Genomic DNA, 13343 nt, shown 5'->3' with positions numbered 1-13343 from the left:
CAATCTGTACTAATCCGCACTTTTCCCAAAAACCCATTTTCAAACAAACGTTTGTACAATGGGTATTTCCAATTGTAGCAACGGTTTGCAAATTCAAACAAACGTTTGTTTGAATGTATTTGGAAAAATGGAAGGTGAAGAAATGTGCTCTGTACTAGTTGCAAATTTATGGTCTTCTCCATAGATTCCCTGAATTTCTTGGGTATATTTCAGTTAGAAAAAATATCCTAACAAAGAAAATTCACGATAGGAATGGGACAACAATGAAAAATCCTTATGAGAACTTAACACAATTAAGAAGGGCAATCTATCTATGGATTTTGCCGTTTTTTCTTTTGACCATACTATTTAGTTTGGTAATTGGGTATCGGTTAGGTCAAATCAATAAGGATATGTTAGTGCTCACTGTCCCACTATTTATTTGGTTTACAATATGTTGGTTCTTGTTATATAAGCGTCATTTTATGTCTCTAATTGAGTATATTAATTTATTTTTCATTGGTTTTTATCATTTATTGGTGTTTAACGGATCGATTGTTAGTCAAATGATTCCGGGGAATGATTATGACTTTGGTGTTTTCATTGTTTGGCTGCCATTATATTTCATTGTTATTTTTATTACGTTAAGTAATTGGCAACGTTTGTTTTTTTCAGCAGGATTTATCGGGATCACAATATGTATTGCATTATATTATCGAGTGGATCTCCCGGCAGAAGCCTTTCCTTCCATCATTCAATATATCGTGGCTGAAGTTGTGTACGTCATTGTTTTATATTTTATTCAATATGTTTTGAAAGCTTTTGTTGAAAGAGAGATCCTTTATAAAGGAGCATATACTGATGCGCTGACAGGCATTGCAAATCGGTTGCAGTTCAACGATTGGATGGAAAAACAAATAACAATTGCAAAAAAACAAAACACAACCTTCTCCATTATTTTTATTGACATTGATCATTTTAAAAAGATTAATGATACCTATGGACATACAGTTGGAGATTTAGTACTTATTGAATTTGCAAATACGGTAAAGGGAGCCCTTTCAGACATTGATTCCTTTGCACGCTGGGGTGGCGAGGAATTCATCATTCTGACGAATCGTGGGAGGAAAGAGGCTTTTGAGTTTGCAGAACAACTTAGAAAAAGGGTGGAAATACATTCGTTCACAACTGTGAATTATGTAACTGCAAGCTTTGGAGTAACCGAATTCCACCAGGGAGAAAGTTTTGATTCCCTATTAAATCGTGCGGATAAGGGGCTTTACTTATCAAAACAAAATGGAAGAAATCAAGTGTGCCAAATGGATTAACTTTAACAGGCTAGTATCAAAAAAATAGAAATCCTTGCTTAGGTATTTATCCCCTAAAAACAATAAAAAACAGATTCCGTTAATAAGCCCCTAAATAATAAAAAACTGTTTCAGGAAGCATATCATATTAGCAGGAGCGGACCTGTATCCAATGCGGATACAGGTCCTTTTTTATATTTCATATTTCGGGATGAATTAAGTCATTTTGTACGGGAATTATAGTAATGCAAAAAAATTTCCATCTTGTTTCTTTTACATAGGATGTACGCCAAAGGGAGAAAAGGATCCATTTTTTAATCATCATCCTAAATTCGATATCGATGAAGATGCGCTTCTCGTCGCAGCAAAAGCAGTAGGACATGTTGTTTGCGGGTATTATGAATTAGCTTAGAAAGTGAAGAAGTTAGTTGAAAAGCAATCTGTACTAATCTGCCATTTCTGCAAAAAACCATTTTCAAACAAACGTTTGTACAATAGGTATTTCCAATTGTAGCAACGGTTTGCAAATTCAAACAAACGTTTGTTTGAATAAAATGGGCAGTGTTAAGTCGGGCTAAACTCGTACTGTACCAGTCTTAAATTGACGATGAAATGTCCATTCCAAGTTAACTCATTCTCTTTTTGAAAAACTTGTTCTATAATGAGGTGGGGTGAAGAGTATGGCTCGTGAACGTAAATTTACTACTGAGGAATTATTTCAGATCACTGAGGAATTGCTTCTGGATCATCATTACGAAGGGTTCCAGTTTGGTTTGGTTGCAGATCATTTAAAGGTTTCTCGTGGGGCGATTTATAAGTACTTCGAAAATAAAGAAGAACTGATTACGGAATATATGCTTTTTAAGATGGAGCAATTTCTCCAAGAGTTGAAGGGAATCAATTCAATTGAAGGGTTTTATGCTCAATTTGATTTTCTGTTGAATCTGATGTTTAAGAATCCGGAGCTTCATCAATTAATAGAAATAGGAAAACGTGTCCCAGTCCATATAAACGAAAAGGTAGAAGAAAATGTAAGGAAACTGGAAAGCTACCATATAGAGATGTACCATTATGTGCAAGGCTTTATTAGGACGGGGAAGAGTGAAAAGATACTTAACACAAACATCCCGGAACCTTTGATTTCAGGATACATTTTTCAATCAATCGCCATTCCAAATCATTTTGGGATTCCGCATGATGTGTGGGTCGGGTCGATTAAGGAAATGATTTGTCGTGGAATCTTCAAAAATTTATAATTGACACAGGTGTCACTAATAAAAGATAATTATAATTATGGCATGGTGTCAATTTTTTTATCCAAAGTGACAACAGTGTCACTTTATTTTTGAAAACGAGGGAGTTGAGAACGAAATGAAACAAATGCTACGGGCTATTACAGATAAAGTCACCACAAAAAAGGGTATGTGGATTACGTTAGTTTCCTGGCTTATCATTACTATTGTCTTGGCTGTTTTTGCGCCGAATGCAAAGGATTATGAGGTTTCTAGGATTGTATCTTTGCCTGAAGATGCACAATCTGTCATTGCCCAAAGTAAGGTAGATGAGTATTTCGAGGATAGTAATGGTACTCCCGGAATATTAGTCTTCAAAGCGAAGGAAGGCAAAATAGAATTTTCTGACCTTATAAATGTATTTGAACAAATTGAAGTGGCGAAGATTCCAGGTGTAGAACAAGTTGTTCCACTAACTTCCTTACCGCCACAGGCTGCAGCAGGATTTTTCTCAGAAGATCAAACAACCGCATTACTTCCAATGGTCTTTGATGAGTCACTGGAAACAAAGGAAATCCAAGATTCAAAGGATAAAATCTTAAAGGTAGTTGAGGAAAATACAGATTTAACGCTGTATGTAACAGGACCAGCGGGAATCGCGACTGATTCGCTTGATTTATTCTCAAGGGCAGATCTTGTATTAATTTTTTCTACAGTTGGCTTAATCTTGATTTTATTAATTGTGATTTACCGTTCACCACTGCTCGCATTAATACCATTGTTAGCGGCAGTTTTTGTATATGAAGTAGTTATGCAAATGCTGGGTATACTCGGGAAGGCGGGTCTGCAATTAAGTAACCAAACCATTTCAATCGCTTCGATTCTTTTATTTGCGGCAGTTATTGATTATTCGTTATTTGTATTCTCTCGTTTTCAAGAAGAGCTTAAGAGTTATGATAGTAAATATGATGCGATGAGAGCTGCAATGAAAGAGGTAGGAATGCCCGTTTTTTTCTCAGGTGGTACGGTTTTGGCAGCGATGCTCGTGTTGTTCTTTGCAAACCTGGGAGATTATCGTAATTTTGCTCCAACCTTTGCTACTACGATGGTTGTCATCATGATTGCTTCAATTACGCTAGTCCCTGCCTTATTTACACTTTTCGGGCGAAAATCATTCTGGCCAAAGGTACCAAAGGTGGGCGAGGAAAAAGTCAAAGATCATTCAATCTGGAGTAGAGTTGGAAGACTGGTAGTCAAAAAGCCTGGGCTATCCGCAGGAATTGTAGGTATTATCCTGCTTATCTCGGCAGCGAATATGTTTAACCTCACTTATGAATTTGATACGATGAAATCTTTCCCTAAGGATATGCCATCAAGGCAAGGGTATGAATTGATTGAAGAAAAATTTGAAAAAGGTGAGCTTGCACCTTCAACTGTATTGTTTGAAGGGAAGCAAGCGGTCACCAAAGAAGAACAGAATACATTGCGTGAAGCGTTATTGGAGCAAGATCTTGTAAGTAATGTAAGAATCAACGGAACTGCTGATGAAAATAGAGTATTAAACTTTAGCTTAACGTTTGAAGAAGGTCCATATAGCGTCAAAACAATTGATTCAATGGAGCAGATAATCAATAACTCTGATACCCTATTAGAAAATGCAAATCTAAAAGGAAATCTCTACTTTGCTGGAGAAACCGCTTCTAAAGTGGATGACCGTTCAACAAATAATCGAGATGTTATTTTGATTGTCATACTTGAAACGATTTTAATCTTTGGTATGTTAATCGTTCTGACTAAATCAATTAAAATGCCAATCTACATGATGGGAACGATTTTAGTGTCATTTTTAGCGGCATTGGGATTAGGGATGTTCTTAACAAACCTGTTCTTTGGTATTGATACGATTGCTAATCGCGTGCCATTGTATGCGTTCGTGTTCCTTGTAGCACTTGGAATTGATTATAATATTATGCTTATTTCAAGGTATCAGGAGGAGCGAAGAACTCATTCTGTTAAAGAAGCCGTACAAATCGCTGTATCAAAAACAGGTGGAGTGATTTCGTCAGCAGGTATTATATTAGCGGCAACATTTGCTGTTCTGATGACACAGCCTGTACAATTATTATTTGTCTTCGGTTTTATTGTAGCGGTTGGGATTCTGTTAGATACATTCTTGATTCGCGGAGTATTACTCCCAGGATTAATTGTATTATTAGAAAAGGATAAAGCAGTAAGTAAAGAAAACTAAACATAGAAAAGGCCTGTATCGGTTGGGATACAGGCCTTCTTTAACTATGTCTAGCTCCAGCGCTTTTTGTTTTAATTTTGCCCCATTTTAAATTCAAGGAAAAGCTGATTGTATTTGGATAGATTCTTTTTACCTAGGTTTTCATAAACCTCAAGTCTATCTGTTAATTCAGGTGATGGATAGAATCGCTCATCCGTTACCATTTCCTCAGGCATATACTGAAGTGCCTCTTTGTTTGGAGTGGAATAACTGACATACTCTGTGTTTTGGGCAGCGATTTCCGCATCCAAGATAAAATTAATAAATTGGTGAGCACCGTCAATATTTTTTGCGGTTTTAGGAATAACCATATTATCGAACCATAAGTTTGATCCTTCGCTTGGTACCACATAGTCTAAGTCCTCATTTTCCCACATAATATCAGCAGCATCTCCAGACCATAAGATCCCAATTGCCGCTTCGCCATTTTGAATAAGGACTTTTCCTTCATCACCAACGATGGCTTTGACATTCGGTGTAAGCTTGATGAGTTTTTCTTTTGCTTCTAATAAGTGGTCCAGGTTTGTGTCATTTAGTGAATAGCCAAGAGAGTTAAGCCCCATCCCGATGATTTCTCTAGCTCCGTCGACAAAGATAATTTCATTTTTTAAGGAAGGATCCCAAAGGTCATTCCAGCTTGTAAATTCTTTTCCGTCGAGCATTGTTGGGTTATACACGATTCCAACCGTTCCCCAGAAATACGGAACAGAGAATTTATTACCCGGATCAAAGGGAAGATCCATGAAACGTTCATCAATGTTTTTTAAATTTGGCAGCTTCGAATGGTCAAGGGGGACGAGCAAGTCCTCTTGTCGCATTTTATCAATCATATATTCAGATGGAACCGCGATATCATAAGTTGTTCCACCCTGTTCGATTTTTGTAATCATCGCTTCGTTAGAGTCAAATGTTTCATATATAACCTTGATTCCCGTTTCCTCTTCAAAGCGGTCAATTAATTCTTCGTCAATATAATCTCCCCAGTTATAAATGGTCAGCGTATTCCCACCTGCAAGGCCCTGAGACGAATTTAAATGGTGGATAAGATAAAGGAGACCACCAGAGACAATAACGATTGCCAAGAAAGCACGGACGAGTTTGGTCATTTCCGAACCCCCAATCCACGTGTGCTGTCACGTTGTGCGATAAAGTAATAACCAACAGCAAGCAGCATTGTAAAAATAAACAATAAAGCTGATAATGCATTAATATTTAAGGAGATTCCGCGGCGTGCAAGGGAATAGATTTCAACGGATAGTGTTGAGAAACCATTACCTGTCACGAAAAATGTAACAGCGAAATCATCAAAGGAATAGGTAAGCGCCATGAAAAATCCCGCAAAAATTCCAGGTGTAATATAAGGAATAATGACCTTTGACAAGACCTGCCACTGACTTGCTCCAAGGTCCTTTGCAGCGTCGATCAAAGTTGGGCTCATTTCCTTTAATTTTGGCAATACCATTAGAACGACAATAGGAATACAGAAGGCGATATGTGAAAGTAACACAGAATAAAAGCCTAATTTAATTCCAACCATTGTTAATAAGATTAAGAAAGACGCACCAATGATTACGTCTGGACTAACAATTAAAACGTTGTTCAGTGATAATAATGTATTTTGAGTTTGTCTTTGTTTCATAGAGTGTATTCCGATTGCACCAAATACCCCAATAATTGTCGAGACAAGGGCTGAAAGCAAGGCAATCACAAATGTATTTAAGACAATGATAAGTAATCTTGTATCCCCGAATAACTCTTTATACCAATCCAAGGTGAAGTCCTCGAAATTGTTCATCGTGCCGCCGCTATTGAAGGAGTAGTACACTAAATAGATAATCGGTGCATATAAAATGAAGAAAATAATAAATAGATATAATTTTGAAGAAATAGCTAGTTTATCTCTCATTTTTAGCACCTCGTTTCTTGCGGTTTCCAGTTGCCACCATTATTAAGACCATGAAAATTATAAGGAAGACAGCGATGGTTGAACCCATGCCCCAATCCTGTGTGACAAGAAACTGTTGTTCAATAGCAGTACCAAGTGTAATCACTTTGTTTCCTGCAATTAATCGTGTTAGCATGAACAATGAAAGGGCAGGAATAAAAACAACCTGGCATCCTGATTTTACCCCTTGAATCGTTAGCGGAAAAATCACACGACGAAACGTTGTCCATTTAGATGCGCCTAAGTCGAGAGAAGCATCCAATAGACTCGGGTTTAACTCATTTAATGAGTTGAAGATTGGTAATATCATAAATGGAATAAAAATATAAACCGATACAAACACAAAACTGAAATCCGTAAATAATAGCTGTTTAGAGCCGATACCAAGAACTTCAAGAATCGCATTAGCTGTTCCATATGCACCAAATATCCCGATAAAAGCATATGCCTTTAATAGTAGATTGATCCACGACGGAGCAATGATGAGAAGCAGCCAAAGATGCTTATGCTTCGTTCTTGTGATTAAATAAGCAGTAGGGTATGCGACCAATAAGGTGACAGCTGTGATTAAAAAGGCATACCAAAATGAGCTTAACGTCATTTTTAAGTATATCGGCGTGAAAAACGTTTTATAGTTAACGAAAGATAGATTTCCCTCTATATCAAAAAAGGAATAATAGAGCACTAGCGTAATCGGTGCAATAACAAATATGAGAATCCATAATGCATAAGGGATAAAATATATTTTGCGGGTTAGCTTATTTTCCATGGCTTTCCCCGTCCACATATGCCTCTAGGCGACGATCATATTCTTCTTCCGTTTCACCAATACGCATAACATGAATCGCCTCAGGATCAAAGTAAAGTCCAATTTCATCGCCAACCATAGCTTTCTTCGTTGAGTGTACAAGCCACTCATTTCCGTCTTTATCAAAGCCGCAAATTTCATAGTGAACACCTCTGAAAAGCTGAGAATCAACAACAACCTGAAGTTTTCCATTTTCAATAGAAGTTATTTGTAGATCCTCAGGACGGATGACAATTTCAACTGGTTCATTATTTGAAAAACCTTGGTCAACACAATCGAATGTTTTCCCAACAAATTCAACCAAAAAGTCTTTATGCATTTTTCCAGTTACGATATTTGATTCACCAATAAAATCTGCGACAAATCGGTTAATTGGTTCATCATAAATATCAATCGGGCTGCCGCTTTGTTGGATTTTTCCTTTATTTAGGACAAAAATTTCATCAGACATTGCTAGGGCTTCCTCTTGGTCGTGCGTGACAAAGATAAATGTAATACCAAGGCGTTTCTGAAGGTCGCGAAGCTCATACTGCATTTCTGTACGAAGCTTTAAATCAAGCGCAGATAATGGCTCATCCAATAAAATAATCTCTGGTTCATTCACTATCGCACGAGCAATCGCAACACGCTGTCTTTGACCACCGGACATTTCTTTAATTTCACGGTTTTCATAGCCAGTAAGATTGACGAAGCTTAAAGCTTCTTTCACCTTTTTATCGATTTCAGATTGCTTCAATTTTTTTATACGTAAACCAAAGGCAACATTTTCATATACATTTAGATGCGGAAATAAGGCATAATCCTGAAACACGGTATTCACTTGACGCTTATTAGCAGGTGTGGTGTTTACTTTTTTTCCATTAAAATAAACCTCTCCATCTGAGGGTTCAATAAATCCTGCAATTAAACGCAATATCGTTGTTTTTCCACATCCCGATGGACCAAGAAGGGTATAAAACTTTCCTCTTTCTATTTCAAAGCTGACATTGTTAAGGACAGCCGGATCATTGTCATATTGTTTCGTCACATTTTTAAATTGGATAATAGGTATACTGTTCATAGCAACCCCCTTCTTTCTATTTAAGCTATTATATTTTTGGTGTCTAGCTTCAGGCACCATCGGCTCTATGGTCTAGCCAATCGCTTCGGAAGGTAAAATACACCTTCTGTCAGCGCTTTTCTTATGCTTGTCGCCGATAGGCGGGTGCCTTACGCATTTCTTATCAATCCGGCATAATTATACACGAATCGGCCAAAAATTCAATAACATTCATAATAGTCAAGGTTGAAAAGTATGGAGTGTATAATCTAAATAAGTAATGAAACACAAAACTAGGTAAATAGTAGTAGGAAAAAATTCACATTTTTAGAAAAAGACTACGTCAATTTCATTGACCTAGAGTGAAAATAGAAATATAATTATAGTACAATTTAAAATAATCTATCTTTAATGTGTAATAATTGAATAAAGGAAAGGCAAATTCATTGAAAGATGAAGACGCAAAACTATAGGGGCTACGTCAAATGGGACATGCCAGCCAGTTGCCGAGTATAACTCGTATCGTATGAACGAAGATTAATCGGTATTTGATTAGTCTTTTTTTGTACCAATTAATTTTAGTACCTACTATTTTACTAGATTTTTGGATAGAAAAATTTTGGAAGTGATTATGCATGGAGAAAACCATCCAGAATCTGAACGTACTTAAAAAACTAAGTGAACTAATTGAAAAGGTTGGTTCCGAGAAGAATCTGATTTCTAAAGAGGTTCGCAGCTTTTTTGACGAGACAGGTCAGGAAAAAGAAGAACAAGAGATTACCGGCACTTTATTAACCCAACTCCAACAAATGAACGAACAAATGGAAAATATGCATTGGATGAACAAGCATTACCGTATCCTTCATGAATTTGCTCAAATCTGCAGTAAAACCCTTAATGAAAGTGTTCTTCTCCAAAAGTCCTATGAAATGGTTTCACGAGTTATGCCAGCAGATGCATTTTACATCGCCTTGCATAATCCAGGTGATAAGTATATTCAATTCATCTTTATTATAGATAATGGAGAGCCTGCACCACCAAGCATCGTGGATTTTGGTGAAAATTACACATCAAAGGTTATTAAAACCCGTGAAATCGTTCACCTCAAGCATCAAAACCAAAACATTGAGTATGATACGAAAATGGGGGAAGGGGACGAAGACACGAGCTCCTGTCTTTTCGTACCAGTTGTCATTGATGACCAGGTAAAAGGTGTCATCTCGACCCAAAGCTTTAGGGATTTTGCCTATCGGAAGGAACATGAAGATCTCTTGCAAATGATTGGCGCACAGGTTATCAACTCGATTGAAACAGCGCGGTTATATGAGAAAATTTATACGATGTCCCGTACTGACGAATTAACCGGTTTAAAAAACCACCGCGCTTTCCATGAGGATTTAGCGCAATTAATACAAAATGAGAACGACGAAATTACAGTTATGATGATTGACTCTGATGATTTAAAGCAAGTCAATGACCGCTTCGGACATGATGCAGGTGATTTATATTTAAAGATACTAGCGGATGGAATGAAAACGGTATGTAATGGTCAGCTTGATGGTTATCGTTATGCCGGTGATGAGTTCATGATTCTCATTAAAACCCAAATCGATATGAGTGTGAAGGAGATCTACAATACGCTAAAAGAGTACTACATTGACCACCCACTCATTTTCGAAAAAGAAAAAGTTACTGTTTCGATAAGTACAGGTGTCGGTGTTTTCCCTCATCATGGAACAACCGTCGATTCATTGAAGAAGGCAGCGGACCAAGCGCTTTATACTGCAAAAGAAAGTGGAAAAAACCGCATAGTCGTGGCAAATTAAAGAAAGCTCATCCAAATGGATGAGCTTTCTATTCATTGTCTAGTTCCAGCGTCTAGCCCCTCGAGGTCATAAGCCAATCCGTCAAGAAGGATAAAAGGCATCCTTCACGCCGGCTTTTCTTATGCTTGTCGGACTTGCACAGGACGTGCTGACATCGACGTTTGCCACAGGACGTGGCAGTAGTTAGTCGATGTTCCTCTTTTAAGACGCTTGCACTTTTCTCAGTTAATATGTGCGATAATGCCTTCTTCATCGTCTAATACAAGTTTGATCCCGGCATATGGGTCTCTGTTTAGAAATTCGCCTAACCATAAGCGAATCGCTTCAATTAAGTTCGCCATGATAAGGACTTGTTTTCGATCGTTCACATAAACCTCGGCGGAGAACCCGTAATCATCGTCATACATGAGCTCTACTTCTACTTCTTCCGGTTTTACTTGCTTTTTTAAGCCGATATAAACGCAGACGGCATTAATGATTTCTTGTTCCGAAAGAATTAGCGTCGCCATGGATCAGTCTCATTTTTCTTACGATCTTTGATCATTACGAAGATTTTACGAATAACCGCAATCAGAACATAAATCGCTAGAACGTTAACCAATAGTCCTAAAAATGAACCAAGCATACCCATTCCGCCCAAAAGGCCACCAAATAGGAATCCTGCAAGTCCGCCAAGCATTAAACCTTTCATTAAACCGCCGGACATGAATCCGCCTTTAGGATTGGTAGGAGTAGTCGATTTGTTTGTAACATTATTTTCTTCTTTTTTCTTTTGTTGCTGTTTAAAGTTGGATTTATTCGTGTTTCCAATATTATTATTGAAACCTCTTTTTCCTGATTTATAGCCTCTCGCCTCAACAGTTGTTGTTTGATCTTGGAAAACATAGCTTCCAAGTGGCGAAAAAATCAACGTAAGTGCTACTAAAGCTGATAAAACCTTTTTCATAAATTTGTGTACCTCCATGAGTTAGTGTCTATATTTTTAATTATTATAACCTATTATCACGAAATTCTCTTGTAAATCACCTTCCTATCTTTCTACTTGTATATACGATGAAAAGAAAGGATGGTTTCATTTTAGATAAAAACGAGGGATGGTAAATACTAACAAAGTCCTAACTGAATTGTTAGGGTTGCGTTTGGGCCGTTATCACAATTGATGTAGGTAAAAAGTGGTTTTCTTATCCTAAGTGCTATAAAAATGGTATAGTATATTTGAAGCATATTGACCTTGTACTTGAAGGCAGGAGAGAGGATAGAAATGAAAACAGAAATACAATTACAAAAAACTTCCCTCATAGCTGATCTTAAATCCCTTTTTAAGGCAGGAGTTTTACTAGCAAATGTTCTACCTGTGTTTTCAGGATTTTGGTTAGCCATCTATTTTACGGGGGCATCATTTCAAGATAATTTTGGATTGTTACTATACACAATGATTGGAAGTACGCTCGTTATGGCGGGAGCTTTGATCATTAACAATTGGTACGATGTTGATATCGATACAGTCATGGATCGAACCAAAAAACGTCCAACAGTTACAGGACATTTTTCAATGAAATTTGTATTGGCTTTGGGCATTATCTGTACAGTATTGGGATTCATTTTCCTATTTTTCACCACATTTGAAGCCGTCTTTTTCACATTTGTGGGCTGGTTTACGTATGTTGTGCTGTACACGATGTGGTCTAAGCGCAGATTTACGATAAATACCGTGATTGGGAGTGTATCAGGCGCCGTTTCGCCACTGATGGGGTGGGCCGCTGTTGCACCAATTCATCATACTGTCCCAATCATGCTCTTTTTAATTTTATTTGTGTTCCAAATGCCCCATACGTATGCAATCGCAATGAGAAAATATGAAGAGTATAAGGCGGCAGATGTTGCGATGCTTCCAGTGGTTCGCGGTTTTGTGGTAACGAAGAGACATATTCTGTTCTGGGTGATTTGTCTGTTTCCAATGCCTTTCTTTTTACACGACCTTGGAATGGTTTTTGTTGTTCTTGCGACATTACTTAATATCGGATGGATTATCTTAAGTATCAAAGGGTTTTCAGTTAAGGATGATATGAAATGGTCTCGCTGGAATTTTCTATATTCCGTAAACTACATTTTGCTTATCTTCCTATTAATGGTCATTGTTACATTGCCGAAATATATCGGATAAGAACGGATTAAACCTCGCTGCTATATATTGAAGTGGCGGGGGTTTTTTACATATAAACAGCAAGGAGTCTACCTATGGATGATAAATATTTCGATGCGCTATTAAATGTAAAAACAGGTGGAGGACAAAAGGGCTTTAGTTCGTCTGTTCACAATAACCGTTATGAACCAACACCATATGCAGGACTTGACTCACTATTTAATCATTATCAATTGAAAAAGACGGACCGCGTAGTGGATTTTGGTTGTGGGAAGGGACGGATTCTTTTTTATATTCATCATTTTTTTAAGGCAACTGTTATCGGGGTTGAGGTTGATAAGGGCCTGTATCACGATGCCGTTCAAAATCGAAATCGTTATGTAAAGAAGCCGGGTATCCTCAAAGAAGATATTGAAATCCACCATTGTGCAGCACAAGAATATGAAATAAATCCATTCGATAATCATTTTTACTTTTTTAATCCTTTTTCAATTCAAGTTTTCAAGCATACGGTTTCTAATATTCTTCAATCTAACGAGCGGAATCCGCGCGGGATGGAGATCATTCTTTATTATGGATCAACAGATTACACCCGCTTTCTAGAAGACAACACATCTTTTCAATTAAAGAAAGAGATTATCATTCCGGAATTGTTTGCGAAAAACACATATGAAAGATTTATGGTTTATCGGCTAGGATAGGCAGCCTCCAACAGATGGAGGCTGCCTTTTTATTTGATCTGTAAGTTCACCAATTTGTCATTATTGTTTTTGAGCT

Annotated in this window: 12 protein-coding genes, 1 pseudogene and 1 riboswitch; of the genes and pseudogenes, 7 read left to right on the top strand and 6 right to left on the bottom strand. The window is 37.3% G+C overall.

The window, feature by feature from the left end; genetic code table 11:
• Positions 1 to 263 precede the first annotated feature (263 nt).
• From LKW28_RS17960 to LKW28_RS17945, 4 genes and pseudogenes are all read left to right on the top strand, one after another.
• The gene (locus tag LKW28_RS17960) at positions 264 to 1307 is read left to right on the top strand and encodes a sensor domain-containing diguanylate cyclase (RefSeq protein ID WP_229141824.1); all 1044 of its coding nucleotides are present in this window, start codon (positions 264 to 266) and stop codon (positions 1305 to 1307) included.
• 226 nt (positions 1308 to 1533) lie between these two features.
• Positions 1534 to 1698, top strand: a pseudogene (locus tag LKW28_RS17955) (amidohydrolase); the annotation flags it as partial.
• A 268-nt stretch (positions 1699 to 1966) separates the two neighbouring features.
• Positions 1967 to 2542, top strand: a complete 576-nt coding sequence (locus tag LKW28_RS17950) for a TetR/AcrR family transcriptional regulator (protein WP_229141823.1) — start codon at positions 1967 to 1969, stop codon at positions 2540 to 2542.
• Between the two features lie 115 nt (positions 2543 to 2657).
• The gene (locus tag LKW28_RS17945) at positions 2658 to 4766 is read left to right on the top strand and encodes an MMPL family transporter (protein WP_229141822.1); all 2109 of its coding nucleotides are present in this window, start codon (positions 2658 to 2660) and stop codon (positions 4764 to 4766) included.
• A gap of 71 nt (positions 4767 to 4837) precedes the next feature.
• Here the strand turns inward: LKW28_RS17945 and LKW28_RS17940 are convergent, their stop codons facing one another.
• Genes LKW28_RS17940 through LKW28_RS17925 form a run of 4 tightly spaced genes read right to left on the bottom strand, consistent with a single transcriptional unit; the run spans position 4838 to position 8618 of the window.
• A complete protein-coding gene (locus LKW28_RS17940) occupies positions 4838 to 5911 on the bottom strand; it encodes an ABC transporter substrate-binding protein (RefSeq protein ID WP_229141821.1) in 1074 nt (357 codons plus the stop codon).
• Positions 5908 to 6711: an ABC transporter permease gene (locus LKW28_RS17935; protein ID WP_229141820.1), complete on the bottom strand. Its 804-nt coding sequence runs from the start codon at positions 6709 to 6711 to the stop codon at positions 5908 to 5910. Before LKW28_RS17935 ends, LKW28_RS17940 begins: the two co-directional genes overlap by 4 nt.
• Entirely contained in the window at positions 6701 to 7519 is an 819-nt protein-coding gene (locus LKW28_RS17930; protein WP_229141819.1) for an ABC transporter permease, read from the bottom strand. Before LKW28_RS17930 ends, LKW28_RS17935 begins: the two co-directional genes overlap by 11 nt.
• Positions 7509 to 8618 (bottom strand): ABC transporter ATP-binding protein, encoded by a 1110-nt coding sequence (locus LKW28_RS17925; RefSeq protein ID WP_229141818.1) that lies wholly within the window; start codon positions 8616 to 8618, stop codon positions 7509 to 7511. Before LKW28_RS17925 ends, LKW28_RS17930 begins: the two co-directional genes overlap by 11 nt.
• Positions 8619 to 9023: 405 nt before the next feature.
• Positions 9024 to 9108: riboswitch (cyclic di-GMP riboswitch) on the top strand.
• A gap of 124 nt (positions 9109 to 9232) precedes the next feature.
• On the opposite strand from LKW28_RS17925, the gene LKW28_RS17920 reads away from it, so the two are divergent.
• Positions 9233 to 10423 carry a sensor domain-containing diguanylate cyclase gene (locus tag LKW28_RS17920; RefSeq protein ID WP_229141817.1) on the top strand — a complete coding sequence of 397 codons (1191 nt, stop codon included), beginning with the start codon at positions 9233 to 9235 and terminating at the stop codon, positions 10421 to 10423.
• 221 nt (positions 10424 to 10644) lie between these two features.
• Here the strand turns inward: LKW28_RS17920 and LKW28_RS17915 are convergent, their stop codons facing one another.
• Entirely contained in the window at positions 10645 to 10932 is a 288-nt protein-coding gene (locus LKW28_RS17915) for a YxcD family protein (protein WP_229141816.1), read from the bottom strand.
• Positions 10920 to 11369 carry a hypothetical protein gene (locus LKW28_RS17910; protein ID WP_229141815.1) on the bottom strand — a complete coding sequence of 150 codons (450 nt, stop codon included), beginning with the start codon at positions 11367 to 11369 and terminating at the stop codon, positions 10920 to 10922. Before LKW28_RS17910 ends, LKW28_RS17915 begins: the two co-directional genes overlap by 13 nt.
• Positions 11370 to 11684: 315 nt before the next feature.
• On the opposite strand from LKW28_RS17910, the gene cyoE reads away from it, so the two are divergent.
• A complete protein-coding gene (cyoE, locus tag LKW28_RS17905) occupies positions 11685 to 12587 on the top strand; it encodes a heme o synthase (protein ID WP_229141814.1) in 903 nt (300 codons plus the stop codon).
• A gap of 74 nt (positions 12588 to 12661) precedes the next feature.
• Positions 12662 to 13267, top strand: a complete 606-nt coding sequence (locus LKW28_RS17900; protein ID WP_229141813.1) for a class I SAM-dependent methyltransferase — start codon at positions 12662 to 12664, stop codon at positions 13265 to 13267.
• Positions 13268 to 13343 lie beyond the last annotated feature (76 nt).

This window comes from Bacillus sp. REN16, from assembly GCF_020731355.1.
In the GTDB taxonomy this organism is placed as follows: domain Bacteria; phylum Bacillota; class Bacilli; order Bacillales; family Bacillaceae_L; genus Ferdinandcohnia.
This window is presented reverse-complemented; position numbering and strand designations above follow the sequence as displayed.

Coding starts and splice junctions, on each gene's coding strand:
- LKW28_RS17960 (WP_229141824.1), top strand. CDS start 264: ATGAAAAATCCTTATGAGAACTTAACACAATTAAGAAGGGCAATCTAT.
- LKW28_RS17950 (WP_229141823.1), top strand. CDS start 1,967: ATGGCTCGTGAACGTAAATTTACTACTGAGGAATTATTTCAGATCACT.
- LKW28_RS17945 (WP_229141822.1), top strand. CDS start 2,658: ATGAAACAAATGCTACGGGCTATTACAGATAAAGTCACCACAAAAAAG.
- LKW28_RS17940 (WP_229141821.1), bottom strand. CDS start 5,911: ATGACCAAACTCGTCCGTGCTTTCTTGGCAATCGTTATTGTCTCTGGT.
- LKW28_RS17935 (WP_229141820.1), bottom strand. CDS start 6,711: ATGAGAGATAAACTAGCTATTTCTTCAAAATTATATCTATTTATTATT.
- LKW28_RS17930 (WP_229141819.1), bottom strand. CDS start 7,519: ATGGAAAATAAGCTAACCCGCAAAATATATTTTATCCCTTATGCATTA.
- LKW28_RS17925 (WP_229141818.1), bottom strand. CDS start 8,618: ATGAACAGTATACCTATTATCCAATTTAAAAATGTGACGAAACAATAT.
- LKW28_RS17920 (WP_229141817.1), top strand. CDS start 9,233: ATGGAGAAAACCATCCAGAATCTGAACGTACTTAAAAAACTAAGTGAA.
- LKW28_RS17915 (WP_229141816.1), bottom strand. CDS start 10,932: ATGGCGACGCTAATTCTTTCGGAACAAGAAATCATTAATGCCGTCTGC.
- LKW28_RS17910 (WP_229141815.1), bottom strand. CDS start 11,369: ATGAAAAAGGTTTTATCAGCTTTAGTAGCACTTACGTTGATTTTTTCG.
- cyoE (WP_229141814.1), top strand. CDS start 11,685: ATGAAAACAGAAATACAATTACAAAAAACTTCCCTCATAGCTGATCTT.
- LKW28_RS17900 (WP_229141813.1), top strand. CDS start 12,662: ATGGATGATAAATATTTCGATGCGCTATTAAATGTAAAAACAGGTGGA.